The sequence below is a fragment of the Pseudomonas sp. FW305-3-2-15-E-TSA4 genome (assembly GCF_058787295.1).
On record NZ_JBYSZP010000005.1, the window covers coordinates 284,001 to 309,113 of the forward strand.

Annotated in this window: 33 protein-coding genes; 9 read left to right on the plus strand and 24 right to left on the minus strand. The window is 57.3% G+C overall.

Annotated elements, in window-relative coordinates; all coding sequences use genetic code 11:
• The 14 genes from AC3WMV_RS09275 to AC3WMV_RS09340 all read right to left on the minus strand — a co-directional run bounded on the left by AC3WMV_RS09275 (window position 1) and on the right by AC3WMV_RS09340 (window position 10,482).
• Window positions 1–885: a baseplate assembly protein gene (locus AC3WMV_RS09275; protein ID WP_103368788.1), complete on the minus strand. Its 885-nt coding sequence runs from the start codon at window positions 883–885 to the stop codon at window positions 1–3.
• Complete coding sequence (locus tag AC3WMV_RS09280) at window positions 882–1,208, minus strand: GPW/gp25 family protein (protein WP_103368789.1); 327 nt, start codon at window positions 1,206–1,208, stop codon at window positions 882–884. Before AC3WMV_RS09280 ends, AC3WMV_RS09275 begins: the two co-directional genes overlap by 4 nt.
• Before the next feature lie 5 nt (window positions 1,209–1,213).
• The gene (locus AC3WMV_RS09285) at window positions 1,214–1,444 is read right to left on the minus strand and encodes a hypothetical protein (protein WP_103368790.1); all 231 of its coding nucleotides are present in this window, start codon (window positions 1,442–1,444) and stop codon (window positions 1,214–1,216) included.
• A 53-nt stretch (window positions 1,445–1,497) separates the two neighbouring features.
• Window positions 1,498–2,085, minus strand: coding sequence for a phage baseplate assembly protein V (locus tag AC3WMV_RS09290; RefSeq protein WP_103368791.1), 588 nt, complete (start codon window positions 2,083–2,085; stop codon window positions 1,498–1,500).
• A complete protein-coding gene (locus AC3WMV_RS09295) occupies window positions 2,082–2,603 on the minus strand; it encodes a hypothetical protein (protein ID WP_103368792.1) in 522 nt (173 codons plus the stop codon). The genes AC3WMV_RS09290 and AC3WMV_RS09295 overlap by 4 nt, the downstream gene beginning before the upstream one ends.
• A 1-nt stretch (window position 2,604) precedes the next feature.
• Window positions 2,605–3,261 carry a hypothetical protein gene (locus AC3WMV_RS09300; RefSeq protein ID WP_103368793.1) on the minus strand — a complete coding sequence of 219 codons (657 nt, stop codon included), beginning with the start codon at window positions 3,259–3,261 and terminating at the stop codon, window positions 2,605–2,607.
• The gene (locus AC3WMV_RS09305) at window positions 3,258–3,578 is read right to left on the minus strand and encodes a head-tail joining protein (RefSeq protein WP_103368794.1); all 321 of its coding nucleotides are present in this window, start codon (window positions 3,576–3,578) and stop codon (window positions 3,258–3,260) included. The genes AC3WMV_RS09300 and AC3WMV_RS09305 overlap by 4 nt, the downstream gene beginning before the upstream one ends.
• 2 nt (window positions 3,579–3,580) lie before the next feature.
• Window positions 3,581–4,576 carry a major capsid protein gene (locus AC3WMV_RS09310; protein WP_103368795.1) on the minus strand — a complete coding sequence of 332 codons (996 nt, stop codon included), beginning with the start codon at window positions 4,574–4,576 and terminating at the stop codon, window positions 3,581–3,583.
• 63 nt (window positions 4,577–4,639) lie between these two features.
• Window positions 4,640–4,984: a head decoration protein gene (locus tag AC3WMV_RS09315; protein WP_095139914.1), complete on the minus strand. Its 345-nt coding sequence runs from the start codon at window positions 4,982–4,984 to the stop codon at window positions 4,640–4,642.
• On the minus strand, window positions 4,981–6,150 hold the full coding sequence (locus AC3WMV_RS09320; protein WP_103368796.1) for a head maturation protease, ClpP-related: 1,170 nt from the start codon (window positions 6,148–6,150) through the stop codon (window positions 4,981–4,983). The genes AC3WMV_RS09315 and AC3WMV_RS09320 overlap by 4 nt, the downstream gene beginning before the upstream one ends.
• A complete protein-coding gene (locus tag AC3WMV_RS09325; protein ID WP_096796981.1) occupies window positions 6,147–7,625 on the minus strand; it encodes a phage portal protein in 1,479 nt (492 codons plus the stop codon). Before AC3WMV_RS09325 ends, AC3WMV_RS09320 begins: the two co-directional genes overlap by 4 nt.
• A complete protein-coding gene (locus tag AC3WMV_RS09330) occupies window positions 7,625–7,831 on the minus strand; it encodes a phage head-tail joining protein (protein ID WP_096796982.1) in 207 nt (68 codons plus the stop codon). The genes AC3WMV_RS09325 and AC3WMV_RS09330 overlap by 1 nt, the downstream gene beginning before the upstream one ends.
• A 1-nt stretch (window position 7,832) precedes the next feature.
• Window positions 7,833–9,869, minus strand: coding sequence for a phage terminase large subunit family protein (locus AC3WMV_RS09335; RefSeq protein ID WP_103368797.1), 2,037 nt, complete (start codon window positions 9,867–9,869; stop codon window positions 7,833–7,835).
• Window positions 9,850–10,482 (minus strand): terminase small subunit, encoded by a 633-nt coding sequence (locus tag AC3WMV_RS09340; RefSeq protein WP_103368798.1) that lies wholly within the window; start codon window positions 10,480–10,482, stop codon window positions 9,850–9,852. The genes AC3WMV_RS09335 and AC3WMV_RS09340 overlap by 20 nt, the downstream gene beginning before the upstream one ends.
• Window positions 10,483–10,728: 246 nt before the next feature.
• On the opposite strand from AC3WMV_RS09340, the gene AC3WMV_RS09345 reads away from it, so the two are divergent.
• The gene (locus AC3WMV_RS09345; RefSeq protein ID WP_146038501.1) at window positions 10,729–11,361 is read left to right on the plus strand and encodes a hypothetical protein; all 633 of its coding nucleotides are present in this window, start codon (window positions 10,729–10,731) and stop codon (window positions 11,359–11,361) included.
• Between the two features lie 22 nt (window positions 11,362–11,383).
• Here the strand turns inward: AC3WMV_RS09345 and AC3WMV_RS09350 are convergent, their stop codons facing one another.
• The 6 genes from AC3WMV_RS09350 to AC3WMV_RS09375 form a co-directional block, all read right to left on the minus strand.
• Entirely contained in the window at window positions 11,384–11,698 is a 315-nt protein-coding gene (locus AC3WMV_RS09350) for a phage holin family protein (protein WP_103368799.1), read from the minus strand.
• Window positions 11,699–12,227: 529 nt separating this feature from the next.
• A complete protein-coding gene (locus tag AC3WMV_RS09355) occupies window positions 12,228–12,587 on the minus strand; it encodes a PA0613 family protein (protein ID WP_103368800.1) in 360 nt (119 codons plus the stop codon).
• Window positions 12,580–14,796, minus strand: a complete 2,217-nt coding sequence (locus AC3WMV_RS09360; RefSeq protein ID WP_103368801.1) for a virulence-associated E family protein — start codon at window positions 14,794–14,796, stop codon at window positions 12,580–12,582. Before AC3WMV_RS09360 ends, AC3WMV_RS09355 begins: the two co-directional genes overlap by 8 nt.
• Window positions 14,786–15,013: a TraR/DksA family transcriptional regulator gene (locus tag AC3WMV_RS09365; protein WP_103368802.1), complete on the minus strand. Its 228-nt coding sequence runs from the start codon at window positions 15,011–15,013 to the stop codon at window positions 14,786–14,788. Before AC3WMV_RS09365 ends, AC3WMV_RS09360 begins: the two co-directional genes overlap by 11 nt.
• Window positions 15,006–15,524: a phage regulatory CII family protein gene (locus tag AC3WMV_RS09370; RefSeq protein WP_178085258.1), complete on the minus strand. Its 519-nt coding sequence runs from the start codon at window positions 15,522–15,524 to the stop codon at window positions 15,006–15,008. The genes AC3WMV_RS09365 and AC3WMV_RS09370 overlap by 8 nt, the downstream gene beginning before the upstream one ends.
• A gap of 331 nt (window positions 15,525–15,855) precedes the next feature.
• Complete coding sequence (locus AC3WMV_RS09375) at window positions 15,856–16,089, minus strand: hypothetical protein (protein WP_103368804.1); 234 nt, start codon at window positions 16,087–16,089, stop codon at window positions 15,856–15,858.
• Window positions 16,090–16,188: 99 nt separating this feature from the next.
• On the opposite strand from AC3WMV_RS09375, the gene AC3WMV_RS09380 reads away from it, so the two are divergent.
• Complete coding sequence (locus AC3WMV_RS09380) at window positions 16,189–16,836, plus strand: LexA family protein (RefSeq protein WP_103368805.1); 648 nt, start codon at window positions 16,189–16,191, stop codon at window positions 16,834–16,836.
• 5 nt (window positions 16,837–16,841) lie between these two features.
• Here the strand turns inward: AC3WMV_RS09380 and AC3WMV_RS09385 are convergent, their stop codons facing one another.
• Window positions 16,842–17,783, minus strand: a complete 942-nt coding sequence (locus AC3WMV_RS09385; protein WP_103368806.1) for a DUF1848 domain-containing protein — start codon at window positions 17,781–17,783, stop codon at window positions 16,842–16,844.
• Window positions 17,784–18,647, minus strand: coding sequence for a hypothetical protein (locus AC3WMV_RS09390; protein WP_103368807.1), 864 nt, complete (start codon window positions 18,645–18,647; stop codon window positions 17,784–17,786).
• A gap of 400 nt (window positions 18,648–19,047) precedes the next feature.
• Between AC3WMV_RS09390 and AC3WMV_RS09395 the strand changes: the two genes are divergently transcribed.
• From AC3WMV_RS09395 to AC3WMV_RS09425, 7 genes are all read left to right on the plus strand, one after another.
• Complete coding sequence (locus AC3WMV_RS09395) at window positions 19,048–19,638, plus strand: hypothetical protein (protein ID WP_103368808.1); 591 nt, start codon at window positions 19,048–19,050, stop codon at window positions 19,636–19,638.
• A 10-nt stretch (window positions 19,639–19,648) separates the two neighbouring features.
• Window positions 19,649–19,933 (plus strand): phage antirepressor KilAC domain-containing protein, encoded by a 285-nt coding sequence (locus AC3WMV_RS09400; RefSeq protein ID WP_103368809.1) that lies wholly within the window; start codon window positions 19,649–19,651, stop codon window positions 19,931–19,933.
• Between the two features lie 158 nt (window positions 19,934–20,091).
• Window positions 20,092–20,409, plus strand: coding sequence for a pyocin activator PrtN family protein (locus AC3WMV_RS09405; protein WP_103368810.1), 318 nt, complete (start codon window positions 20,092–20,094; stop codon window positions 20,407–20,409).
• 58 nt (window positions 20,410–20,467) lie between these two features.
• Window positions 20,468–20,887 (plus strand): hypothetical protein, encoded by a 420-nt coding sequence (locus AC3WMV_RS09410; RefSeq protein ID WP_103368811.1) that lies wholly within the window; start codon window positions 20,468–20,470, stop codon window positions 20,885–20,887.
• On the plus strand, window positions 20,884–21,237 hold the full coding sequence (locus AC3WMV_RS09415; protein ID WP_256584959.1) for a hypothetical protein: 354 nt from the start codon (window positions 20,884–20,886) through the stop codon (window positions 21,235–21,237). Before AC3WMV_RS09410 ends, AC3WMV_RS09415 begins: the two co-directional genes overlap by 4 nt.
• Window positions 21,234–22,976, plus strand: coding sequence for a DNA cytosine methyltransferase (locus AC3WMV_RS09420; protein WP_103368813.1), 1,743 nt, complete (start codon window positions 21,234–21,236; stop codon window positions 22,974–22,976). Before AC3WMV_RS09415 ends, AC3WMV_RS09420 begins: the two co-directional genes overlap by 4 nt.
• The gene (locus AC3WMV_RS09425) at window positions 22,973–23,242 is read left to right on the plus strand and encodes a pyocin activator PrtN family protein (RefSeq protein WP_103368814.1); all 270 of its coding nucleotides are present in this window, start codon (window positions 22,973–22,975) and stop codon (window positions 23,240–23,242) included. Before AC3WMV_RS09420 ends, AC3WMV_RS09425 begins: the two co-directional genes overlap by 4 nt.
• A 27-nt stretch (window positions 23,243–23,269) precedes the next feature.
• On the opposite strand, the gene AC3WMV_RS09430 is transcribed toward AC3WMV_RS09425, so the two are convergent.
• Both AC3WMV_RS09430 and AC3WMV_RS09435 read right to left on the minus strand, forming a co-directional pair.
• Complete coding sequence (locus AC3WMV_RS09430; protein WP_146038502.1) at window positions 23,270–23,956, minus strand: hypothetical protein; 687 nt, start codon at window positions 23,954–23,956, stop codon at window positions 23,270–23,272.
• 26 nt (window positions 23,957–23,982) lie between these two features.
• A complete protein-coding gene (locus AC3WMV_RS09435) occupies window positions 23,983–25,074 on the minus strand; it encodes a site-specific integrase (protein WP_103368815.1) in 1,092 nt (363 codons plus the stop codon).
• Window positions 25,075–25,113 lie beyond the last annotated feature (39 nt).

Below are 25,113 nucleotides of genomic sequence, written 5' to 3' on the forward strand. Positions count from 1 at the left end.
TCAGCCTCCCAATACGACGGTGCACCCGGTGCAGTACGCCGCCTGCGCCTTGGTGGGTTTCAGATCCTGCCAGTCTTTGAGTTCAACGCGGGCCACACCGGCGACGTGCAACTGCGCATCGACACCCGAGCGCGCTACCTCGACGCCCAGGCGACGGCGCGGATTGATCCAGACCTCAAGGCGCTTGATTGCCTCGGCGAGCGCGGCGTCGTTTTCCGGTCCGGTGCCTTTCATGTGCAGCACCGCATCGATCCGGTACCGCAGGATCTCGGCGCCGCGTACCGTGACCCGGTCACCGACCGGGCGCACATCGTCGTCATTAACAGCTTCGGCGACCAAGGCCAGCAGCTCCGGCCCAACAGCGCCGTCCCCTTCCAGGCCCAGCACCGTCACGTCGACACAGGCCGGCGCCGGGCTTTCGGCTGTTGCGTCAGCAACCAGCGCCGAGGCGTTACGGGCATGCAGGATGTAGCTGTTGCGTGGCCCCGCTGTGGTCAACCCTTCGTAGGCCATCTGCACCCGTTCACGCAGGGCATCGTAGGATTCCAGCACCGCCTCAACGGGCGGCACCGCCAGCGGATCCGCCGCCTGAATCACCAGGCGCTTGAGATTCACATTGGCGGCCAGTTGCTCCAGATCGGCACCGATGGCATACGCCAGCAGCTGCGCCTTGGCCGCGTCGTTAACCCGCGCCCGGTTGCCGAGTTTGATGTAACTGCCGACTTCCAGCAGCTTGGTCACCGGATCGCTCTCCAGCGATGCCGTCCAGTTGCCGCCCATGTAACCGCGAAAAACGTCCAGCGCTTCGCTGTACACCTCTTCGAAGTCCAGCGGCTCCAGCACATCCGGTGCGGGCAGTTCCGTCAGATCCACCAGCGTACTCATACCCATACCTCCAACGTGCCGCGCTCACCAAGATACTCGCCGCTGATTCTGAAATTGATTTTCCCGCCCAACACCGAGATGGCGACGACGCGCTCAAGCTTCAGTCGCGGTTCCCACTGGCGCAGCGCCCGGGCCGCTTCCGCTTGAGCGGCGCTTTTCCAGCCTTCGTTGATAGGCAGGTCGACCATGCGCCGCAGCTTGCTGCCGTACTCCGGACGCTCGCGTCGGCTCAGCAGCGGCGTGCCGAGTATGTCCGCCACCGACTGACGTAAATGCTCGATACCGGAGATGGGTTGCCCGGTGTGGCGATCCATTCCGATCATCGGGTTTACTCCTTGAGTTGCTCGAACTCGGCGTTGGCTTTGAGGCACTTCAGCGCCACATCGTCGGTGCCATCAACCGATACCTGGGCTTTCGCTACGGCCAAGCTGCGGCCGTCAGGCAAGATGACCGTGCGCGAGGTATAGAGGGTGTCGCGAAAGGTCACGGTCGAGGTCATCTGTACTGCGCTGGTCGAGACAAGCTCAGGCGCAGCCAAATCATCTTGATGTTTGGCCATGATTTCTCCAGGCATGAAAAAGCCCGCACGCGACGGGCTGAATGAGTGATGAGTTAGTGCTTGTGGTGGTTGTCACTTACGCCGGCGGCCAGAATGTCGGCATCGCTGGTGATGCTCTGTGTCGCGTGCAACGATCCGTCGATGTTGACCGGCCCCTTGATGTTCACGGCGCCCTCTAGATTGATCGCTCCGGACTTCACGCTGACAGCGTTGTCGGTGACTTCGGCCTGGGTCGATCCGACCTTGATGGTGACCGTACCGCTCGGCAGGGTGATGGTGTAACTGTTGGCCTGCCAGTCGTAGACCAGTGAGCCTCCATCCTCGAAACGCCAGACCTCGACGTGGTCGCGGTTATCTGGAGGCGGGCCACCATTGCCGTATAGACCAGGAATGAACGTGCCTTGCGCGACATCGCCGCTGGCACTGATCAAAGTGCCTTGCTCGTCGATGCTCGGTGCCCGCCAGTGCCGCGCCTTGCCAGCTGCAACGCTGTGCCAGCGCACCCAGCCGCTGACCCACTCCCCGTCCGAGACTCGGCACACTGGGGGTGACGCGGCCAGATCCACCGCCACCACGTAGCAATCCTTGACCAGGCCGGCGAGCATGCGGTCGTGCTGGGCCGCGACGTAACCAGAACTCATTGCACGTCCTCCGGACGGAACGGGCCGTCGCCTGGCTCAATGTTCAACAACAGAGTGCCCGGCGGCTGATCCGGCCAAGGCCATTCGGCATCGCCGAGGTAGATCTGCTGCGTCCATTCCACGACCCAGACGGTGTAGCCGTCCAGTTCGGGTTTGGTCCAGTCCTGCATGGCCTGAACGAACTCGGCCGGCTCGACCTCAACGCCCCAGCACTGCATGCGCAGCAACGCGGCGAGGTGGCCCGCCAGAAACACCGCTTGTTGATGATCATCCGGCTGAATCGGATCGGTGATCACTCGCGCCTCGAACTTGCAGGCCAAGCCGGTTTCACCGGTTCCCGGATCGAGACCCGGCTCCATCTCAGCCAATTCGATGAGCACCGCTGGCAGCGGCAAGCGATCCAAATCATCCGGCCACATGGACACCGTCTGCAGGCCCGGAAAGTGCTCTTGAATGCGCCGCTCGATGGCGTGATACAGCTGTTCAAGACTGAACGGCTCGTCGACTTGATCCGTCACGTCATTTCCCCTTCAAGTGCTTCTGCACTTCGAAATTGAGTTCCTGCTGCAGGACATGCACCAGGTGTTCGTCAGCCTTGCGTACCCAGCTCTCGAAATGCGGGCGAGCCTGCTCCAACGACACCTTGGCCTTGGCCAGCGGGAAGCGATTGTCGTGCTCGGCGATCCAGCCCGAACTCGCGCCGACCGCCCTGCTGACATCGCTGTCGGGATAATCGCTCGCCCTGAAGTGCTTACTGCCGGTACGGATCCAGACGTCTGCGCTGTTGCCGTAGACCTTCTTGAAGAACGCGCCCTGAAAGCGCCGGCCTGCCACCGAGACACCAGAGCGACTCTGCCGAGGCCGGCCGACGCGACTGGCCTCCATGGCGTTGAGACCGAACCACAATTTGCCGCTGTTCGCTCCACCGCTGACCGGGTAGGCCCGCAGCCGCTGCCGAACAGCAGCGACTGCAATCCGTTCCTGTCTGCCGACGGCGCGGGCGATGTGTGTGGCAAGCCAACGCAAAGTTTTGTTGATGGCTCGGCGCTGGGCGTTGGCTGCTGCTTTTGGCAGCACGGCGGCGAAGTCCTGAAAGGCTTTCAGGTCTGCCGCCGAGGTCTGCAACGAGATCATTCCGCCGCCGGCCGAGGGTTTGAAGTGACTGCCAACACTCATGGTCGTTTCCTTAGGATCAGGGCGACCAGACCGTCACCGGTGGGTTCAAGTTGCAGCAGATCGTAGTCCCCGCCACCGTCGAGCTCCGGTACGTCAACGCTTACCAGCAGCCCCTTGCTCAAACCATCGGCGTCAGCAACGCGGACCTCGAAGCGCGGCTCACGAATGGCGGTGTTCATCCGCCCGATTCGCGGTTGCAACCAAGGCGCCGAGAACATGCCGAGTACCGGTTCACTACGCCCTTCGATCCGTGCACTGTCGCCCAAGGTTTCAAAGACGATGTCGTCGACATCGGCCATCAGCTCGCGAATGCCCATGACTACATTTCCAACAGGATCTGCGCCAGCGGCCGGGTGCACATGTGCAGTGGGTTGGACTGCGCTTCACCGGCCATGCCCTTGTTGAACGGCAAGGGTTCGATCTTGCTGTAGTAAGGCACGCCTTCGGTGTTGACCGTTTCCATGTAGTCGGCAGGAGCAAACACCGAGATGTACAGATCCGGGACGCCCTCGGGAATCAGCAGCGCTTTGTCGTCATGCACGAAGGTCATGCCGGCGATCTTGCCGCGATAACGTTCCCAGGTGATGCCACCGTAATCGAAGCTCTCGCGGGCATCGCCACGCAGCGAAGCCGCCTGCTGCGTATTGAGATACGTTCTGTTTACCTCTTCAAGCTCCAACATCGCATTCCAGAAGTTCTTACCGCAGAACGCTCGCGAACCGCTACGCGTCACGCTGCCAAGAGCCTCCTCCTGCATGTCCAGCGCTTCACCACATTTGACGCGGAAATTTGCCTTTGGATTTGCGAGCTCCATCGGCATACGTTGTCGCTCCACACCGAAGCGCTCATAAAGATCGAGCAATACCGTTTTACCGTCGGCGTCGTAGATCTTACCGTTCAGCGCGCCCAGCCGCTGAAACTCGTGAGTAACGTCCAATTGACGGCGCGCCTTGGCCAGACGTTTGTTGACCACGTCCTGCACCGACTGCAGCTCGGAGCGCGTACCGAAAGCGCGAATACCCTGGATCTCATCAGCCTTGATAGTGAAGCGTTGCGGCAGGTGCACGGTATTGAACGGGATGAGGTTACGCTTGCTGCCCGACACCACCAGACCGGAGGTGCCACGCTCACCCGCCGGTACCAGGGCCAAGGTGTCGCCGTCCTTCTCGATCTGCACGGTCAGGGTGGTGATGCCCTCTTCCTGGAACAGACCCAGGCTGCCAATGCGCCCGGGAACGTATTCCTGTTCGTTGATGGCGGCGGTCAACGAGGACACCGAGAATGCCTCGTCGTTGAAGATTTGAATGTCAGCCATGTAGCAGTCTCCAGAAAACAAAAAACCCGCACAGGGCGGGCTGAAAATTTGAAGGCGATCACCTTAGCGAACGATCACGTTATGGGCAGCCAGCGCTTTCTCGGCGGCCAGATCCAGACCGGTCAAGTGTGCTTCGCTGACCTCGGCCAGACGCACCACGGCGCGCCCGCGACGGACAATGTCGGACGTGCTCAGCGGGCCGAAGAGAATCGCCTGCGCGTTTTCGCTGCCGTCTTCGGCGGTCGGGTTGTACGGAGCGAATTCGCCGGTGGCAGTGACCAGACCCAGGATCTGACCAGGCTCCAGCGCCGGGCCGGCGGCAACGTTGATTGCTTCACGGGAAATGGTGCCGGCGCCCTCGGACAGGAGGAATTCCCCGGCGTGCATCGGTTCGCGTTGAATGTTCATGCAGTAGCTCCAGTAAGTGAGGTTCGTTTGCCGGTCTGCGCCGCTTGGCGTGCGGACCAGATCGAGGGCTGGTCGATCTGCTTGGCCTGCACTTTCGGCGGAGGGTCATCGGCCAGCGGCAGGCTGTTGTCGATCTCGAAGCCTTTGCCGCTGCCGACTAGTTTGTCGAAGAGTCGGGCACGCACCGCCGAGGCATCCAGGCCGGCCGAAACGTACTCAGCACTGAACTCCTGTAACCGCGCGGCGACGCACAAGTCGTTGATGGCTTTGGCCTGGGTCAGCGCCGCCTGCACCACCGCTTCGCTTTCCAGCTTGGTGACAGCGAGCAGCGGCTCGATCAGGTTGCTGATACCCGCCGCCGTGCAACGCTGGCTGATTAGCACCGCGAGTTGCGCGGCATTGGACGCCGGCGCAGGCGGGTCATCCGGGATCGGCGGCGCAGGCTCCGGTGTGGGTTCGGGTTCCGGATCGGTCGGTTCATCCAGTTGAGCCAGCAGTGCGGCCGGGGCATGCTGGAATCGCTGCAGCACGGCGCCTTGCCCCAAGCACGCTTTGACCTTGACGCCGTCGCCGATCTCATCGGCCAAACCCAAGGCAACCGCTTCGTTTGCCGTCAACCAGGTCTCGGCCGCCACCAAGCGGCGCAGCTCGGGCTCGTCGATGTCAGGAGCCTTGGCCTTGTAGGCCGCGATGATGGCTTCCATGGTCTGGTCCAACACATCGGCGACCTTGCGAAAGCTTTCGGCGTCGCCGGCGGCGTAGGTCCACGGGTTGTGAATCATCAACATGGCGTTGGACGCGATCACCACCCGGTGCGCTCCGCACACCGCAACGCTGGCTGCGCTCGCGGCCAGTGCATCGACCCGGCCAGTGCAACGCTCGCCCAACCGCGACAGCGCGTTGTGCATCGCCAGCCCATCGAATAGATCACCGCCGACGCTGTTAAACGCCGCCACGACAGGCGAAACACCGTCGTCCATGGCGCGCAGATCCTGGACAAACTGATTGGCGGTAATGCCCCAAGTACCGATCTCGCCGTAGACGAACACTTCAATGGTGCGTTGCTCGGCTTCGCCGTTGGCCTGCATGGCGTACCAGCTTTTGTCCGATACCTGCACGCGCTCGCCGGCCTTATTGTAAATGCGCGGTCGCGCTTGTTTGCTCATGGTTGCTCCTTGTCGTCGAGCGACTCGATGACGTCCAGGGTGTTGTAATTGAGGCCCAGGCGAACGGCCCGGGCGAGATCAGCGGCGTTCTCCGCATCGACCGTTTCGGCGTCGTAACCGGTGCGCAGCACCATCTCGCTGCGCGAGGCGAAGCCGGCTTTGACTTCCATCGTGCGCGCCTGTACATCCTGCACCGGCTGGATGTAGGCCCAGCCCTGCGGCACCCAGCGTGTTCGTAGATACTCGCGCCGTCGCTGGGCGTAATCCTCCAGCACCAGCGCACCGGACAGCACCGCCATGTCCATCCACGCGGCACGAACCGGACGGCACAGCTGGTGCACGTACACGCTGAACTGCAGTTGCTCCAGACGACGGCGAAACTCGTTGAGCACGACGCGCAACGCGCGGTCGTTGATCTCGCGCATGTCGCCGGTGAGGATCTCGTAGGGGGTACCGGTACCGGCCGCAGCGGCCATCAGTTGCTGCCGCATGAAGTCCGGGTAGTTGTTGCCAGCATCGGGCGGTTTGGAGAACTCCACCTCCTCGCCCGGGCCGAGCTCCTGCATGGTTCCGGGTTCGAGCGCGACCATTGGCGTGAAGCCGTCGCGGTCGGTCACCAGTGGCTGACCGGTGACCGGGTCGCGCGGTATGGGACCGGAATCCGGCGGCGGTCGGGTGATGAAACCTGCGAACAGGTTGGCCACCTCTTGGCGAAACAGCACAGCGTCATCGTAGTTGTCGAGGCTGCGCAGGCGCTTGAGCACAGGTGACAAGCGCGGCACGCCACGCAACTGCCCAGGCTCCAGTGGCTCGAAGATGTGCAGCACCTGCGAGGCAGGCACCCGCACGAGCTGGTTGTAGCCGGCATTCAGTGACGAGGGATCGCCCGGGTGCGAGCGATACATCCAGTACGCCACGCGTTTGCCGACCGGGTTGAACTCGATGCCGGCACGGATGACGTTGCCGTCGCGGGTGGTTTCGAATTTGTCGTGCGGTACGAACTCCGGTGCGAGCAACTGCAATTGCAGCGGCACCGCATGACCGTCGTCCAGACTGCGTGGCCGCAGACGAATGAAGCACTCGCCGGAGGTTTCCACCGTCCGCGCGGCAAGCGCCTGTTGGCCGTAGAAGTCGGTGAGGTCATCGGCATCCGATTCATCGACCCAGTCTTCCCACAGTTCCTGCAGTTGCTTACGCAGGGCGTCATCATCCGTCTTCGGCCGGGGGTTGATGCCGGTGCCGATCAGGTTGCTGACGCGTTTTTCGATGACGTTGAAAGCATACGGGTCATTGCGCACTGCGGCCCGCGAACGGGAACGCAGGTTGCGCAGCGCCGGAGTGTTGATGGAGTTCAAGCCATTGTCGGGCGCATCCCAGCCAGCGGAACGACGGCCCTCCCCGGCGCCTTCGTAACTGGCCTTGATGTTCGACGGCAGCAAGAATCCGTTACGGGTTAGCGTCGGATAACGAGCCATTACAGTCCCTTGCCTCCGTGGTAAAGCCTGACCACGCGCGAACGTGGCCCGGCAGCGTTGAGCAGCGAGGTGCGAATTTCGTCGCGGGCCTGCAACAGCTCGGTGATGGTGCGGTACTCGACGGTGCGGTCGCCGAAGCGAACGGTCTTTTCACCGCGCGCGATGGCCTTCTCGATTACGTCGAGGTGCTGTTGGGTAAAGGACATATCAGCGTCTCTTCAGATAACCGCTGGTAGAGCTGCGGCGTGGTGATGGCGATGCAGCAGGTCGCGTGGGTGCGACAGGTGCAGCCGGTGTAGGCGGTGCCAGCTGGGCTTGCCGGAAAACAGCCGGCGGCGCTGTTTCGGTTGTTTGGGCTTGTTCAACACGCGGGGCATGGACAGGCTGGACCGGGGCATCGTCGAACAATCCGGATTGTGCCAAGGCTTGCCGCACCCGATCCCAGTCATGCTCCTGGTACCGATTGATGCCCAGGTAATGCGCCATGGCCAGGCAATACACCATCAGGTCCAGTGCTTCGTTGCGCTCGGCTTTGCCCTTGATCCACTCGACACGTTTATGACCGCGGACGTAGCGAGCGACCTTGCGTTCTGCCACGCATTGGGCGAAGAAGTCGTCCGGCAAATCGTTGGCAAAATGCAGCGAGCCGGGTCCATCCGGGAACGGGTAACGGTTGTAGATCCAATCCTTGGCGGTGTCGGTACCGACGAACCACAGCTCGGCGCCGTGGCGCTCGGTCTGACCCTTCCAGGTCACGTCGACCATCGAGGGCCGCTGGGCAATCACCGGTCTGCCGGGCTTGCTCGCACCTTTGATGGCGAAGATGTTGCGCCAGCGCCGCATGCGGCAGAACTGGTAGACCTCATCGGTGTGATGGCCCCCGGAGTCGACAGCCGTGGCAAGAATCGCCAAGCCGACACCGCAAGGGTGCCGGTAGCGAGCTTTGAGCAAGTCATCAAGTACCGCCCAAGTTCGCTCATCAGCGGGGTCGCCTGAGATCACCTTGTGATCAATCACCCAACGCTCCATACCAAAGCCCCAGCCCATGACCATCAACTCTAGACGGTTAGCCTGAACGTCGACGGCGGCGGTAAGCATCAGCGAACCGGACGGCATTGAGCCGAGGCCGTAGCTTTCCAGACGCGCCCGGTCCATAAGAACATCGGCTTTGGTTTGCTCTTGAGCGCTGTCCCAGACCTTGGCCAGGCGGGTGTTGTAGAACACCTGCATCGGTTCAAGATCGCCTTTCGCCTGTGCCCGCTTGGCCTTCTCGTACTGCCTGGCCAGCGTACGCCAGTCCATCCAGCCTGGTGGCGAGTACAACGCGTTGAGATGAAAGCCAACCGTTTCGCCATCACCTTCGGCATGGGCTATCCACTCGCCATTGGCAAGCATCCAGCCCTTATGGTGCTCCTCGATCAACACGTCGCACTCAGGCCCAGCACACTGGTAGTGAATGAGCTGGTAATCCTTGGAGTAGAGCAAACGTTCCCACTCCAGTACCTGCTTGTGCCCGCAAGTTGGACACGGCACGTAGAAGTAACGTTGATCGCTGGACTCGAACAGATCACTGATACGCGAAGCACCTTTGATCGTTGGTGAGCTGGAGAAGTAGAACTTGGCATTCCGGCCAAAGGTACTGCCCCGAGTCTCTGCCAGCTCGATGGGATCTCCCTCCTCTCCGACGTCGACTTCCCAACGATCCACCTCATCGCCGTACACATAGCGCGCTGAGAGTTCGGCCAAGTTGGCCGCGGAACCCGCAGTGGTCACGTACAGCGAACCACCTTCAAACTCTTTGGTGTCCATCGTGTTGCGGGAGTCACGAGACCGACTGGACGCCACTCGCTTACGCAGAACGGGCGTGGCCTTGATGGTCTTGCTGATCCTCGATGACACCCTCTTAGCCAGGCTAAGGCTCGGCAGCAGTGTCAGGATATTGGACGGTGCCATATGGATCAGGCCACCAATCCAATTTAGGGCGATTTGGGTTTTCATCAACTGCGAAGCCACCATCGTAACGACGCGCTTGCAGGGGTGAGCTGGCGATAAACAGCGCATCGGCTCACGTGCGTAAGGGGTGCGAGAGGTGCGGTATTGGCCGGGCTCAGCGGCACCTGAATCTCGCGGAATACGCATGTATTCGTCGGCCCACTCGTCCACCCACACATCCGGGTCAGGTTGAAGCCCCCGGAAATAAGCCTCGCAGTAAACCGTCGCTCCATCAGATCTGGTCAGGTTCATCTATCACCTCCCAGTTAGTATCCAGTGTGTGGCCGAATTCCTCAGAGGACATACGACCGGCGTCCTCAAGCCGTTGTCTCAATGCTGCAGTCAGGTGTCGTTCGATCTCCCATGGATCCGACATGGCCGCCAGTTCCGGAGCCAGTTGCGGAGGCATACCCAGCAACGTGTCGCGAAGCATGCGACCGGCGTTGTATGCCCCGGACTGAACTGCCGTAACGTCGACTGTTGAGCCCTGTGCTTTGTGAAACTCCATCTCGGCCATCTGCGCCAAGTAGAACTCACGGTGCGCGCGTGCCTTCTGAAAATCCGGATGCTTGTCTGTCGTCGGAGCCGCCAGCGGCGGCGCAGCCGTGGAAGTCGGCTCGGTTTGGGTCGACAGTTGGCTGTAAACGTTGCGCTGAATCCGATCTTGTTGATGGCGTTCAGCAACGGCGGCCTTGCTCGGGTCGGCGGTGTCGCGAATCAGCGCTTCGGTGGCATGTACATCAACCTGCTTGCCATTGGGCGAAAACACCAAACGGTTGTTGTCTTTCAGCCAGGTGATGTAACTCGGCGACCTGCCGAGCCGGGCCGCGAAGGCGCTCTTCGACAGGTAGGTTGGTTCTGTCATGAGCCCTCCTTTTTCAACGTATTTCAATGAATCCTTTCAAGATTTCAATGATTGAAATTTCAGTAAGCTGGGAAGTCTGCGGCTAACAGTTTCCCGCGGGTTTCCGACCCCGTATCTCTAGCTAGATCTCAGGGTCCCTTGGAGAATGATGGCCTAAACGATCTAGCCGTAGTAGCCTTGCGCCTTCATTTTGCCATCCGAAAATGTGCTGCCTCTCTAACCCCACTTCGTTCAGGCTTGATAGAAATGCCCATAAATGTCTCTGTTACATGGAAAGTACTGTGGTCCATTATTGGTTTTTTGACGACCGTTGTAGGTGCCACAATCTATCTAACTTGGGAAATTCGGAAAGACTATATCGAGGATCTAAAAAATCAGATCGCAGTATATAATCAGGCTGAGTCCTGGAAACTACCTGATACTCTTAAAAAGCTAAACACTGTCAGCGAAACACTTCAATCACAACTTGCCTCTGCTGAAGAAATTAAAAATTTAAAGACGGCACTCGCCATTTCTGAAGCCGAAAGCAAGAAGTCGGCTTTAAAACTTGTAGAAGCAACCACTAAAGCAGAAGAACTATCGGCCGAAGTTGACTCACTTAGCTACGAGCTGCGCAAGTCCCTAGGAGATACAAGCCAATTCAAACTAAGGGAAGGCCAAACCGCTGAACTAGTAAAAAACCGGCTCGTATTTGGTGTATCTAGCATCAGCTCCGGGATAGTTTGGGGGTATGTGAACAATGATTCGGTAACTATTAAAATAGCTGGTTCACAAACGGTTCGCGTTAACAACGAGCTTTGCTCTATAACTCTGATACAAACAGAGTACCCAACAGCAACCATCTCTTTCAGCTGCCCCAAACCAGCTGAAAAATCTTAACGACTGGTTTTAATTAATTCCTTCAATGTATACCTAAGCGCTTAATAGCCCAGCGTTCATATAGGCCGATGGCAACATCGGCCCCAGACATTGCCGTGAGGCATCCCAAGCTACCCGCAGTCCATATCGACATGCCTCCCCCAATCATTAACATCATTGCTGACACCCCGCAAACAATGCAGGCTCCTGACCTTAGCGCTAGGCGTCGCACCAACCCCCAGCCCCGCGCCCCGTCCTTGTCCGCACGCCACATCTCCCCCGATACGCCGCCGACCAGGGCCAGGACGATCACTAACCAGATCGGCATTTCTGCCAGTGCTTGCTGCTCGCTTGTCATCACCTACCCCATGAACGCAAAAACCCGACGCAATGGCCGGGTTTGGTGGTTTGGTGCTTGCCGCTCTCTGCGGTCGCACCTATCGAAGATGACTACTTTTTACAGGTCGATTCCGGTGGCAGCAACCCTGTTTTAATGCCACCCGGTGAATAAGTGGGTAACACAGGGTGAACGCCTAGCGAATGTCGGCGAATACACCACCACGGCATTCTGTTGTTGCGGAGGTGTCCCATCCGTCCCACTTTTCAGAATCGTAGTGGGACGCCTTAGAGCGCCTAAATTCGGGGCTTCGCCCCACTGTCCTACTTATCTCTCTCTTTTTCTCGTGTAAAGGAAGAATCTTAAAGAACACGCGTGCGCGTGAAACGCGCGTATTGCTGCCCGCTACGCTTACACGGGCGGGAAGCACTTTGTAGCGGGACGGTGGGACAACCCAACAACGACAAGGCCCGCACCTGTCCCACTGCATCAAAACGCAGCGGGACAAGACGGGCCAGTGGGACAGCAACAGCCGGACGCATGCCTGGGGTCACGCAGCCGCCCCCATCAGCACCCAGTAGATCTGTAGGTGTGCCTCATGCAAACGCTGGTAGTACGTGTCACGGCCACAACCGCAGTGCGCGTAACGCAAGCGCATATCAACGTCGAGCGTGCAGTAATGCTCCCGCACAACCGTCACCAGCTCGGGCGCCAGATGCTTGGTCACGATCAGCTCGATGTCGAGAGAACTCTCCAGCGGCGCACGAAAGGCCCGCCGCCCACGGATCAGTTGCCCATTACTCTCCATCATCATGGCAACCATGTTCCCCCCAGCGAGCCCACCTTTCGAATGCTCGGAATGCAGCTCCTGGGCCCACAACCGAAGTAGCGAATCGATCTCCTTAATCAAAGCAAGGCTCCTCAATCGGTTCCCGCTTCAACGCCGAAGCACCGCCCCAACCTGCAGGCTTCTTGTAAGCCCATGGCCGCTGACCACTCTTCACCAACGGAGGCATCCGAACACGCCGCCATCCCAACCGATGCATGATCGCCCCGACGCGCATCTGCTCCGGCTTACCCCAATGCCCGAAATCCAACTTCAACGCACTGCTCAGCACTTCACTGCCGGTGGTGGTCTCGCCGATCTGCGACTCTTCCAGCCAGTTCAGAATCGGCCCTTCCCATTCGTCCACCACAAAGCGCTCGTCCTGCTCCTCGCCGAACATAGCCGCCTCATCCAGCGTCACCCACCAGAGGTCGCCTGCGTCGTAGCAGAACACCGCTTCGGCCCACAGCTGATCGCGGATCGACCGCAACAGCTCCAGATCTACCTTGGTACACGCCACCGGCCAATAACGGCGGTTACCGGTCGCGTCCTTCAGGTACTCGTCCTGGTTCGTCGTCCCCACGAACACGCACTGACGCGGCACGTCCATCGTGCGACGGCCGTAACTCTCACGGTAGGTATCGGTGGACGCCGAGAAAAACTGCTTGGCCTTGGTACTCTCGGCCTTGTTGAAGCTGTCCAACTCGCCCAGCTCGACGATCCACTTGCCCCGGATCGCCTGAAAGCCATCCTTGTCACCGAGGGCGAACGGCGTATCCATGAACCACTCGCCGCCGAGGATGCTCATCGCCGTCGACTTACCGGCGCCCTGCGCGCCCTCAAGGATCATCACCGAGTCAGCCTTGCAGCCCGGCTTCATCACCCGCGCCACCGCCGACAACATCCAGCGCTTGCCGACCTTGCTCGAGTAATCGGTGGCCTTCACCCCCATGACATCCGTGAGCCAGCTCTCCAGGCGCGGCACGCGATCCCACTCAAGCTTGCGCAGGTACTGTCGCACCGGATGAAATGCATGGTCATGCGCGACCACACTCACCGCCTCGATCACATGCGACGCCTTCACCCGCAAGTTGTACTGCTGCGCGAGCCACTTCATCACCCGCACATCATCGATGTCCGCCCAATCGCCCGTGCCGCCGCCATAAGGCGCCGCACGCAGCTTCACGATCTTCGAACTGAACGCGCTGTAACTGATCACCCCTGCCCAGCGTTCATCGTTGGCCAGGATCAACTCGACATTCTGCATGTGCGCGATCAGCGCGCCGCTTTCGCTCCGAGCTAACATGTCTTTCCAGCCACCAGCGGCCGGCGGCTTCACCACCGCCAGCACCTGACGGCGCACAGCCTCCAAACCTTCGGCGATATGTAGGTCGTTGAAGTCCGTCCACTTGACCTCACGCTCGCCGGAGAAAATCGGCGCAACCACCTGGCCACCGACGATCAGCGCCGCATTGTTGGCCTTCTCTTCACCAGGGTTCCACGCATCGCCATTCGGCTTGGTGGTCTTCCAGTCGTCATCCCGGCAGATGATCAACGGGCAGCCAGCGAAGCGCTCACGCATTGCCTTGCACACCACCAGCAAATTGCCGGCGTCAAATGCGATGGCCACAGTCAGCGAAGTCGCCATATGCAGGCTTGCACCCGTGGCGTAGCCCTCACACACCAGCACCGGCTCACCCGGATCCGGATGCGGACCGATCAGGTGAAAAGCGCCCTCCTTCGACATCCCATAGGGCCAGTACGTCTTGTCGCGACCGGTGTCTTCTTGTTTGGCTGGATAAACCACCTGCAGGCCGACAATCTCGTCGCGCACGTTGCACATCGGCACCAGGAACGCACCGGTGCGCGGCGCATACCGAACACCGATACCGACGATCTGCTTACGATCCAGATAGTCGCTACGGCCCTTCTCCGGCATACGCTTGAACATACCCGCCGCACGCTTGGCCGCACGACGCGCCGCACTGGCTGCGATCTCCGCCGCCCGCCGCTTCGCCTCTTCCTGCCGAGCGCGCATGACCTCACGCTCTTCCGGCGACATCCGCCCGGCCTTGACCTTGATCTTCTGCGACTCACCCGAACGCCAATCACCGAATGCGCCGAAAATCAGCGTCTCGCCCTTCTCGGTGCGATGCTCATGGGCGATGTACCAGCCGTTCTTTTCCTTGCCCTTGTCCTGCGCTGTTTTGCACCGGGTGAGCTTACCGAACACCAATGGGTGCGCAGGCTCAAGCCCATAGTCGGCGAATTGCCCCAGAACCTCATCCAGCATGGCGAGCCACCTTCAGTTCGTCGACAGAAAGGCATCCCACGCATTGAGTGCAGCCGGGCTGCGCCAAACGACGGGCCTCAGGGATCGGGTCATCACATGTTTCGCAGAACAGAAACGAATGCGCAGCCAAAGCAGGCTTGGCGGCGTTGCGAGCAGCGAGCGCTTGATCGATACGCTCTTGCACCAGGTCATTAGCGAAGTCAGCGATATCAGCCACGATCAACACCCCGCGTAGTCTGATTGACATACGTGGCGCGGTTGAACATCCCCAGCAAGCCCTGAATCCCACGAAACACCTGCAGGCGAATCGCGGCAAGTTCCTCATGAGTAACGACACCGTCACCAATGCTCTTGGCCCAGGTGTCCGCCAGATCCGCCACCTTGCGGAAGTATTCCGCGATACCGGTGGTCAACGTCTCGGGCATGTCATTGGTGTACGCCTCGGCCAGCTCCTGCCAGGTCGTGTCACCGACCAGCGCATGCACCGCATCCAGAATGCGGCGATCCTTGGTCAGCTCGAGAATCTCGCCGAACTCTTGAATGTTCACCGTGTGGCTTGGGTGGGTTGGGGAAAGCTTGTGCTGCAGCGTGGTCGCATTTCGGCCGGTGGTGGCGGCAATAGCAGCGGCGCCACCGGGGTAGTCCCGTGCAGCATGGTAAAGCGCAAGATCGAGCGGCAGAACTTCCCGCTGCGCCCGGTCTAGAGAGCTCAGAATGATACGGCTCATGGCATTAATCCTTGTAAGTTGCCAGTGCCGCGCGACATGCAGTGGTGATACATTTGCCGCGTGGCTTGAAAGGGCCCAAACGCCGGCTAGATCTTCGGGATCGAAACCGGCACCGTGCCGGGGCGAGCAATCCGTTGCTCACCCCTGGCGCAACAGCTGCCCAATCTGTGGTGGAAAAGGCAGCAACACCAAGGCTTCCGAGCCTTGGAAAAGCGCGATAAAGGGTGATGGTTGCATGTGGTGTGCGCACCTACCTTTATCGCGACCCGACAGCGCTGTGGTGGTGCGTGCCGGGAGGAACTGGGCGGCCCTTGGGTCGCCTTTTTTCTATCTACGCTGCTTTCCCGAACGATGTCGCTTCGGTGATACCGAAATGCTCCAAAACCTCAGCTAGAGAGACTGCTCCCTCACTTTCACGGGTCAAAGATTTGATTAAGGAAACACTCGGATCTTTACTCGCATATTTGACATGAAGTCTCAGATAGCTCTGAGCTATACCGCAGCGGTTTGCATAGGCCGCGAGGGCCTCGGAATCCAAACGATTGATGTAGTCACGCAGGTTCATATGGTGTACCTCCTGCCACACAATTTAACCATTGGGGTTAACTTTTGCAATACCCAAAAGGACATTCACCTCAAAGGTTAATGAGGACAGAATCGCTGCATGAAAATATCAGACACCCGCCTCCAAAATTTCAGAAGAATTTTAGCCGAGCGAAAGCTCCGCCTAACTGATATCGCCGACGTTCTGGGAAAGGCACCGGCCCAAGTGAGCGCCTTCGGAGGGAGAAATCCTACGAAAGGTATTGGTGATCAAATTGCTCGCGAAATCGAGAAAGCGCTGAATCTTCATGATGGCTATCTTGATATGCCCTACGGCCTTGGCGAATTCAATAACGCCACATTGCTTAGCCATACGGGACGGAAGTTACCCGTGATAGGATCAATAGCGGCCGGGGCTTGGTGTGAAGCCCATGGCAGCTTTGATCCAAGGGATGCAGAAGAGTGGATTGACGCTCCAGGCCCAGTTGGCCCAAGAGCCTTTATACTTCGCGTCGAAGGTATAAGCATGGAGCCAAAATTCGTAGAGGGAGACAAGATTGTCATCGATCCTTCGCTTGATGCATTACCAGGCCATTTTGTGGCGGCGAAACGTACCAGTGATCAAGCCGCCACCCTTAAGCAATTGAAACAGGAAGGAAATGAACAATATTTGTTCGCAGTGAATCCTGACTGGCCAGAACGGATCATTCGAATGACTGAAGAGTGGAGCATCTGCGGCCGCGCTCGTTGGAAAATCTCTGACCTTTAAAACAGTCAGAATAGTGTTGACTGAATAGAGCCAGGTGTTAGTAGGGTTGGGTCTACACCCTCGGCTCCGCCTATCAAAAACGGGCTCTGGGGATCATGGGATCTGCGATTTTTCAAAACCATTTCTTTGTTGAATGTCGCATAACAGTAAGAGCATTCATGGAGACAAGTATTATACGCTCCAATATCAACACTTTTTACACAGCCGCAGGCATCTCTTTGACCCTGATCCTTCTTATCACTCAAAGTCAACCCAAACACATCACGCAGTAACTCATTATCTATGCATCTCCCATGCGGCACATCTGCCTCAGTCGTATCGACAACTTCTGCACAACTCTGAATTTGCATACCATAACTATTCGCAACTGTCGCCATATATCGCGACAAATCCAGAAGCTTAGAAGATTCATCAACAATATCGGAATATATCAATCCATCAACAGCATTAAGATTGCGCTCAGTTTTCTTATAAAAATCTGAAAAACTTATAACCACCCTATCAGTCCTCCCTGCTAGAAGACCCGCAATTTTTCCGAAAAGTCTTTTATGCTCATTTAGATCTACGAAATTGGAAAGAAGAATAGGGTCATACCTCCAAATAACCTTTTCTTTACCTATTAGCTCACTTAATTGAATGAACATCCTAATCGCATCAAGCGGCTTCGGCACTGATCGCTCTAATGACCTGGGGTATCCCGTAATCGTATACTGAAAATAATATTTCAAACCTAATTTATCAAGCACATCTAATGACTGAATTAGAGCTTTCGGGTTACGAGTCCAAAAAACAATTGCATCGACATCGGCGGGAAGCAACGAAACTCGTGATATTTGATTATAGTTAAATGGATTACGAGACAATAGAAAACCCTGCCGAACTCTATTCATGAACCAATCATGATAAAAAGCAGGAATATCCGTACGTCTGCTCGCACTAATAATCATTCAGCGATAGTACTCCATTAACTGGTAATCCATAAACCTGTTCGTCAAAATAGGTCTTTTAATTACATTACATGTATTACAAAGCGGCACATCTTCTTGATTACCACATACAACGATATATTCGTCAGGATAGCTGAATTTATAGTGAACGGTTCTTAAACCCACACCACCAGACTGCGACATGCTTCCCTCACACTTAGTTGTATTCCAGCTATCGTCAGTTTTGAATCCAGCATCAAGAAGCGCATCATGGATGACTTTAAAAAACTTCACATCAGGTGAAGTATAGTAGCCATTTCCAGTCGCGACATATGAATTCAAAAAGAATATACGGCTTTTAGGTGAGGACGCGATAAGTTTAGCGACGTCTGTCATTGCATCCACATCGCTTGAAGCGATATCGCCTATAGACTTAGGAAATACAAAAACATCTACATCCTTAATATCTGAAACTTTCAGATTAGTGATGGTTTCGTGTGAAAATCCAAAATTCGCATCGGGTAATGGTACCAATGGTTGCGTAGGCCACGGAAAGTGGTCGAATCCCTGATAATCGAACGCTATATCACCCAAGTTATCTTTCAAAGCGTAATAGTCTGGAGCCAGACCACAACCGAAAGAGTATATCTTTAGATAGTCATAATGACCATCTACTCTTCGACGCAGCGAGCTAGCCAAAAAGCAATACTCAAGATAATAAGCGGGAAAATATCTTAGCGCGTATAATTTTTGATACTTTTCATTCCCATAGTGATTACCACTAGGCTCGTGCTTGGCGATTTTGCACCATTCGTCATAGTCCCCCATAAAAGAACCATGAAAACTCCCCAAGAGTTCCTCTATAAACTCAGCATTATATTCCATGTATTACTCGTTCTATCCCTAGACAATTCACAGGCAAAAGAAAACGCAGCGAAGCTTCAATATCAAAACGACACTACCATAGCAAAGCGAACATTCCCAGATACCGGTGCCTTTCCGCGGAGTGCTCGATCAGGCGTAAAAATCACCCACAAGGTTAACAAAACTTGACGAATTAACCTTTGGGGTTATTATCGCTTCTCACTCTTCCACCACAGAGCGAGGCAATCATGCACACCACAGCAACCCTGCACGTCCACCCGGCCGCTGCGAACCCCTTCCAAATCTTTGAGATTCGGCGCATAGCCCGCGAGTGCGGCTGCTCGTTTGTCACCAGCAAAGCGAAGCAGCAAGCTCGCACCGCCCCCACCCCATACGATCCGAACGGCGGAGGGCATGCAGCATGATCAAGTACAAAATCGACAACCGCACCCTGCAGTTGCTCAACGCCCAGGTCAACCTAACCGAGACTTTCAACCACGTCCTCAGGACAGCGCCCAAGCGTGAGTGCCTGGCGTTCCGTCTCAAGGTCGAACGAGGCACAACAGAGAGCACCTTCGTCGTCGAGTTGGGCAGCGAACGCCACACGCTGACTTTGCCGAACGACAAGAAAACGCACCTCAAGCTGGCCGATTTCATCGAAGAGATCGCCAACGGCCCATTCGATGCGAGCAACACCAGCGACCTGGTGCACCGCCCGCATGCCAGCCGCGAATACGGCCGCTTCGAGGTCTCGGACAAGCAACGCGTGTTCGAGCTGGTACGCACCGGCGGCGTGCTGAGCCTCGACATGGGCTTCGACTACCCCCTGCAAGTCGCGGTGCACCGCACGCAATCGCGCTCAGGTGTCACCACCATCCTGAGCATCGGCAACAAAAGCCCGCACACCCGCTGCTTCACCGCGTACGGCACCGATGTCGAGATCTACGGCAAGGTCACCGAGTCCATCAACCACCTCGCTGCAGCGGCCACCCCAGCCGCGCACGCGGCATGAGGAGGACGCCATGGAACGCAACCTCGCCCAAGCCGCAACCCAGCTCGGCCTCACCCGGCCAAAGCTCATCGCTCGCATGCGGGAAAAAGGCCTGCTGAACGAGAGGAACCTACCGACCTACCCCAACCGCGACCGCGATTACCTGCGCATCAAGGATGGCCAGTGGTACCACGACCAGCTCGGCATGCAGTACAGCCAGTCGACCAGGGTGAAACAACCCGGCATCCGCTGGCTGGCAGAACAGTTGGGCATCGACCTACCTGCCATACCGGCAGACAACCGTGACGTGGCCTAGGGAATACGCCCGCCAGATCATCGCCATGCGGACACGAGAGGAGCGCAACGCCGCGCTCCTCGAAGTGCCCGAACATCTGCGCGAGCTGACCAGAACCCACTGCCTGAACGCCTGGAACCACCCGGCCCGAAAACAACGCAAGGAGGCCCAACAGAGCCATGAGTAACACAGCACAAAACCCGCTACGCCTGCACCCGGCACCGGAGTCAGCCACCGTCGAGCTGCTCTTTCGCACCTTCGGCGACGTTCTGATCCCGATAGACAGAATTCGCGAACGCTACTTTCGCAACCTCAACGAGCAATCGTTCGCGGCCGAAATCAGCAGCGGCCGCATCCAGCTCCCCATCACCACGCTGGACACCAGCCGCAAAGCGCCGAAGTACGCCCACATCCGGCACGTCGCCTCACTGATCGACATCCGCGCCTACAAGGCCGACGAAGACATGCAGCGACAGCAGGACGACACCAACGAGTAACAACCACAAACCAAGCGGCTGCCACCACCAGCCAATGACGTCACCAGGAGCACACCACATGACCGCAATTCAGATCTGCGCACTCATCGCCCTGATCACCCTGGCTGGGCTACTAGTCTGGGCCGGCTACTTCATGGGCCATACCGACGGCATGTCCGCCGGCATGAAAGAAAGCGACGAAGTCCTGCGCGCCGAAAGCGCCAAGACCATTCGCGAGTTAAGGGCCTCGCTCGACTTCATCAGGGCCGATCACGCCCACTTGGCGCAATTCAGCAAACGTCTCCAGCAAGCGTTGGCACTCGGCGAACCCGAACGCCAAACGCTGATCGACATCGCAGACAAGCTCCGGATCGCCGCCGAGACTTTCGCCGCCTTCCGCACGGGCAAAAAACTCGAACGCGAAACACGCGTCCTGCGCGACCAAGCGCTCGCCATCGCGGCACTGCTGGAGCCGGCAGATCAGGAGAGCGCCGCATGAGCCAGGCCTATTCCCAATCCCAAACACACCGGAACCCGGCTCACGCCTCACCAGCGGCTGAAGAACCAACGCGCAATCGAACCTCGGAGGAAAGCGGCATGCAAAAGGACCAGCACAACACCCAATCCCCGACCGCTTTGCTCCGCGAGGAAGCCAGCGTCGACACATTAGAAACAAACAGCCTCTGCTGCGCAGCAGCAGGCATTATTGCCTCTTCCAGCAGCACCACCGAGGCGCTTATACCCCACGAAAAGCTGCGCGAGGCAGCCACACCCAATGCAACGCTAACCGCTCAAAATCGCCCGCTCGCGCAGCCTGTCGTGGGGTATACGCATGGAGCACGCGTATGACCGCCTTTTCCCAAGCCCCAATAAGCACTGCCGTCATCACCCAATTTGGCCTCGACCTCATGGGCAAGATCCGCGTCGACCTGTTTGCCGGTGGTGGCGGCGCAACCATGGGCCAGGAAATGGCTACGGGCAAAGCCGTCGATATCGCGATCAACCACAACCCCAAAGCCATCAGCATGCACAAGCGCAACCACCCAGGCGCAGAGCATTACATCTCGGACGTCTATGAGGTGTGCCCCCGAAAGGCGACACGAGACCGCCCCGTCGCACACCTACACGCGAGCCCCGAATGTACCCATCACAGCCTTGCTGCAGGAGGTCAACCACGCAGCAGTGCCAGCCGCTCTCTGTCATGGGTCACCGTCAAGTGGGCCGGGCAGGTCAAACCCGACCTCATCACTATGGAAAACGTCTGGCAGATCCTGCAATGGGGCCCCTTGATTGCTAAGCGATGCAAAACCACCGGCCGGGTGATTCGCCGCGATGGGAGCGTGGCCGCAGCAGGCGAGCGCGTTCCGGTCCAGGATCAGTACCTGGTGCCTGATCCGAAACGAAAGGGCAAGACTTGGCGCCGCTTCCTACAGATCCTCAAGAACATGGGCTATGACATCCTGCATGGAAAACTCAAAGCCTGCGATTTTGGCGCCGCTACCACACGCGAACGCCTTTACATGGTCGCTCGATGCGATGGCAAGCCGCTGTATTGGCCGCAGCCGACCCACTTCAAAGAACCCGCGAAGGGTCAAAAAGCTTGGCGTAACGCTGCCAGTTGCATCGATTGGTCGATCCCCTGCCCGAGCATCTTTCTGACGAAAGAAGAAGGCCGTGCCGCTGGCGTACGCCGGCCATTGGCAAGCAAGACTATGGAGCGCGTTCGCAAAGGTGCCCGCCGCTATGTGGTCGATCATGCCGACCCGTTCATCGTAAGCGTCAACCATTCAGGCAACGACATAACTCGATGCCAGTCGGTGCAAGATCCAATCAAGACCATCACTGGCGCGCATGGCTTCGCCCTGGTGACGCCACAAGTCGCGCCCTTCCTCACAGAGCACGCCAACGCAACATCCCAGCGGACCATGGCAGCAGATGCACCGCTGGGGACCATCTGCGCGCAGGTAAAGGGTGGGCACTTTGCGCTCGCCGTGACCTACATCGCACAGCACAACGGTGGTTTCAACGAAACGTTGGGACGGCACCCAGACCAGCCTCTGACAGCGATAACCACGACGGGCAGCCAACAGCAGTTGGTGACCGCCAATCTGCTGACCCTGCGCAAGAACTGTGTAGGCAGAGCGATGGACGAGCCGATCTCTACTATCTGTGCCGGCGCAGAACATCACGCGCTGCTCGAGTACACACTCGCACCAGACGTGGAGGAAGGCGCTCTGCGCGTTGCCGCTTTTCTAATGGGGTACTACGGCACTGACAACATCTACGACCTGCGCGATCCGGCCGCCACGATCACCACACGAGATCGGTTGGCCCTGGTTACCGTGGTGATCAAGGGCACGCCATACGTTATCGTCGACATTGGCATGCGCATGCTGACGCCACGGGAGCTTTACCGAGCCCAGGGCTTTCCGGACAACTACGTGATTGACCACGGCCACGACGGCCAGAAGTTCAGCAAGAAAGATCAAGTATTGATGGTGGGCAATTCTGTTTCTCCATGGCCGATGATGGCTTTGATTGAAGCAAATATGACGGAAAACACAAACAAAGTTATGGAGGCTGCATGACTACCCTCTTCTTACTGATGGCTCAATATGAAGGGCAAGCAGTCATTCCGCTCGGCCGAGTATGTGAAGACTACATGCATTTGACCGTGGAGAAATTCAAGCGCAAACAATTAGATGGGGAAATTGATATTCCAGTAATCCGCATGGGCGCTAATAGCCAGAAGGCAGCCCTCGGCATCCATTTGAAAGACTTAGCCGATTACATTGATAGGCAGCGTGAAAAAGCCAGAACTGAGCAAAACAAGTTTATGGGCAGAGAAGCATAAAAAAAGGGGGCGCCAGCCCCCTTTTGCTTATTCAGCTTTGTCCCGACCACACAAGTCTGATCGAAGCGAATCATTATCACGACAAGCTATACGTATAGCCTCTCCTAGTGACTCAGAACGAGTTTCATGCCAATAGTTATCAACTACTAGATACCTAGTTTTCGTGGAAGAATTACGCAACCCGATAGCGCGCAATATTTTGTCAAGCCCAGCCAGTATCCCGTTGGTTGGAAGCACATCATATTGAACTTCAAGTATCGCAGCCACAGGCTGCATATAATCCCTACTACTTAACGGAGGCATGCGAAATTTATGCGCAGAATGGGCCTGCAACTCTTTACCATCTAACTCATGAAACTCAACCGCTGGGATCCAGCTGATATTTCCTCCTGGAAGCGTAGCAGATCCATTTATATCAAGCTCTCCATAAATATCCCTGGTAATTCTAAAAATCAAAGATTGAGGACCAGGCGGAATCACTTTAAATGAGCTGACGCGCTGATCAACTGGAGTTTCATTACTCAGTTGAAATATATAATATCGACCATAAGGCCTTATAAAATCCAAGGAAATATCCTTGACAAAAAAACCATAAGCACTTGCCGCAATAAAACCTATCGCCCCCGTTGTTATCAAAAGACCTAAAAGCCGTCTCCCCCTTAACTTCCACTTCGTAACGACGCCCTGCTTTCTTTTGAAAATACCCTTCCTCACACTATCTCCCTAAATCCATTCAATTGTCATCGCAGGATTTTTTCTAAGTGCTGCCATCCTGAATATCGGTCGCCCCTGCCACGCAGATGAGTATATCGCCGGAGAGAATTCCAATCGCGATGTCCCGAAACACTCGAAACCCTGGGAATATCCCAGTCCATTTCGAACAGGCGGCTCACGCCTTCATGCCTTAGATCATGGAAGTGCAGATCCTCAATCCCCAGCAACGGACACGCCCGCGTGAACGATGCGGAAACGGATCTGGAGTTATACGGAAATATCTCCCGCTCAGTCCTGGGCATGCTCTGCAGGATTGCCCAGGCCTCATCGGGCAGATGGCACCACACGTCGTTGCCGATCTTCTGTCCGGGGTTCTTCATATCACGTACCAGGACGGCCTGCCGGGACTCGTCGAGATCATCCCAGCGAATCCGAGTAATCTCCTCCTGCCGGCGCGTCGAGAAGAGAGCAAACGCAATCATCTTCGGCATGTTGATCGACTCAGGTCGACGAACCTGCATTTCGAAAAAGTGCCTCATCAATCTGTCCAACTCATCGAGCGTCGGCCGACGGTTGCGCTCCTTACTCTTGCTCACCATACCTAGCTTTCGTAAAACCTTGCGAGCGTCGGGCATGGCCAGCGGATCTACCTCGTAGCCCCAGGCCGGTCGCGCCACGGACAGCACCGCGCCCAGGTGCGAGAGATCATTACCGACCGTCTGCGCCTGAACACCGCCACCCTCTTTACTCATCCGCCACTGTGCAAACTCCACCAGTTTCTGACTGTTCAGAGCCGAGTCGTCAAGGTCGCCCAACCAGGTATCCTTGATCGCCTTCAACGTCGCGTTCTTGGTTTTGCCCAACGGCCGGATCTTCTCGTACTCATCCAGGTACTGCTCGATCATCTTCCTGATCGTTACACCCTTACGGTTTGCGCGCTCAATCGCACCAGGCTCGGCCAGCTCGGTCTCACGCCGCTTGATCCAAGCTTGGGCGACCTGCTTTCGGTCGAAGGTTTGGCTTTCCTGATAAACTGTTCGCCCGTCCCGATTGATCCGTATCTGCGCCGTGTAGGCCGTCGAGTTGTCCTTGCGCTTGCGTGATGTGATCGTGCCCATTTCCCGTTGCTACATTGCCGAATTCGCTTGCTACATTGT

What these genes read in the sequence shown, in the direction of transcription:
- AC3WMV_RS09285 (WP_103368790.1), bottom strand. Translation starts at nt 1,444, where the DNA reads ATGGCCAAACATCAAGATGATTTGGCTGCGCCTGAGCTTGTCTCGACC.
- AC3WMV_RS09350 (WP_103368799.1), bottom strand. Translation starts at nt 11,698, where the DNA reads ATGACAAGCGAGCAGCAAGCACTGGCAGAAATGCCGATCTGGTTAGTG.
- AC3WMV_RS09405 (WP_103368810.1), top strand. Translation starts at nt 20,092, where the DNA reads ATGAGTAACACAGCACAAAACCCGCTACGCCTGCACCCGGCACCGGAG.
- AC3WMV_RS09320 (WP_103368796.1), bottom strand. Translation starts at nt 6,150, where the DNA reads ATGAGCAAACAAGCGCGACCGCGCATTTACAATAAGGCCGGCGAGCGC.
- AC3WMV_RS09305 (WP_103368794.1), bottom strand. Translation starts at nt 3,578, where the DNA reads ATGGGCATTCGCGAGCTGATGGCCGATGTCGACGACATCGTCTTTGAA.
- AC3WMV_RS09335 (WP_103368797.1), bottom strand. Translation starts at nt 9,869, where the DNA reads ATGAACCTGACCAGATCTGATGGAGCGACGGTTTACTGCGAGGCTTAT.
- AC3WMV_RS09345 (WP_146038501.1), top strand. Translation starts at nt 10,729, where the DNA reads ATGCCCATAAATGTCTCTGTTACATGGAAAGTACTGTGGTCCATTATT.
- AC3WMV_RS09390 (WP_103368807.1), bottom strand. Translation starts at nt 18,647, where the DNA reads ATGGAATATAATGCTGAGTTTATAGAGGAACTCTTGGGGAGTTTTCAT.
- AC3WMV_RS09370 (WP_178085258.1), bottom strand. Translation starts at nt 15,524, where the DNA reads ATGAGCCGTATCATTCTGAGCTCTCTAGACCGGGCGCAGCGGGAAGTT.
- AC3WMV_RS09275 (WP_103368788.1), bottom strand. Translation starts at nt 885, where the DNA reads ATGAGTACGCTGGTGGATCTGACGGAACTGCCCGCACCGGATGTGCTG.
- AC3WMV_RS09395 (WP_103368808.1), top strand. Translation starts at nt 19,048, where the DNA reads ATGATCAAGTACAAAATCGACAACCGCACCCTGCAGTTGCTCAACGCC.
- AC3WMV_RS09375 (WP_103368804.1), bottom strand. Translation starts at nt 16,089, where the DNA reads ATGAACCTGCGTGACTACATCAATCGTTTGGATTCCGAGGCCCTCGCG.
- AC3WMV_RS09435 (WP_103368815.1), bottom strand. Translation starts at nt 25,074, where the DNA reads ATGGGCACGATCACATCACGCAAGCGCAAGGACAACTCGACGGCCTAC.
- AC3WMV_RS09425 (WP_103368814.1), top strand. Translation starts at nt 22,973, where the DNA reads ATGACTACCCTCTTCTTACTGATGGCTCAATATGAAGGGCAAGCAGTC.
- AC3WMV_RS09290 (WP_103368791.1), bottom strand. Translation starts at nt 2,085, where the DNA reads ATGAGTTCTGGTTACGTCGCGGCCCAGCACGACCGCATGCTCGCCGGC.
- AC3WMV_RS09360 (WP_103368801.1), bottom strand. Translation starts at nt 14,796, where the DNA reads ATGCTGGATGAGGTTCTGGGGCAATTCGCCGACTATGGGCTTGAGCCT.
- AC3WMV_RS09380 (WP_103368805.1), top strand. Translation starts at nt 16,189, where the DNA reads ATGAAAATATCAGACACCCGCCTCCAAAATTTCAGAAGAATTTTAGCC.
- AC3WMV_RS09325 (WP_096796981.1), bottom strand. Translation starts at nt 7,625, where the DNA reads ATGGCTCGTTATCCGACGCTAACCCGTAACGGATTCTTGCTGCCGTCG.
- AC3WMV_RS09400 (WP_103368809.1), top strand. Translation starts at nt 19,649, where the DNA reads ATGGAACGCAACCTCGCCCAAGCCGCAACCCAGCTCGGCCTCACCCGG.
- AC3WMV_RS09415 (WP_256584959.1), top strand. Translation starts at nt 20,884, where the DNA reads ATGAGCCAGGCCTATTCCCAATCCCAAACACACCGGAACCCGGCTCAC.
- AC3WMV_RS09410 (WP_103368811.1), top strand. Translation starts at nt 20,468, where the DNA reads ATGACCGCAATTCAGATCTGCGCACTCATCGCCCTGATCACCCTGGCT.
- AC3WMV_RS09310 (WP_103368795.1), bottom strand. Translation starts at nt 4,576, where the DNA reads ATGGCTGACATTCAAATCTTCAACGACGAGGCATTCTCGGTGTCCTCG.
- AC3WMV_RS09385 (WP_103368806.1), bottom strand. Translation starts at nt 17,783, where the DNA reads ATGATTATTAGTGCGAGCAGACGTACGGATATTCCTGCTTTTTATCAT.
- AC3WMV_RS09280 (WP_103368789.1), bottom strand. Translation starts at nt 1,208, where the DNA reads ATGATCGGAATGGATCGCCACACCGGGCAACCCATCTCCGGTATCGAG.
- AC3WMV_RS09315 (WP_095139914.1), bottom strand. Translation starts at nt 4,984, where the DNA reads ATGAACATTCAACGCGAACCGATGCACGCCGGGGAATTCCTCCTGTCC.
- AC3WMV_RS09420 (WP_103368813.1), top strand. Translation starts at nt 21,234, where the DNA reads ATGACCGCCTTTTCCCAAGCCCCAATAAGCACTGCCGTCATCACCCAA.
- AC3WMV_RS09330 (WP_096796982.1), bottom strand. Translation starts at nt 7,831, where the DNA reads ATGTCCTTTACCCAACAGCACCTCGACGTAATCGAGAAGGCCATCGCG.
- AC3WMV_RS09340 (WP_103368798.1), bottom strand. Translation starts at nt 10,482, where the DNA reads ATGACAGAACCAACCTACCTGTCGAAGAGCGCCTTCGCGGCCCGGCTC.
- AC3WMV_RS09300 (WP_103368793.1), bottom strand. Translation starts at nt 3,261, where the DNA reads ATGAGTGTTGGCAGTCACTTCAAACCCTCGGCCGGCGGCGGAATGATC.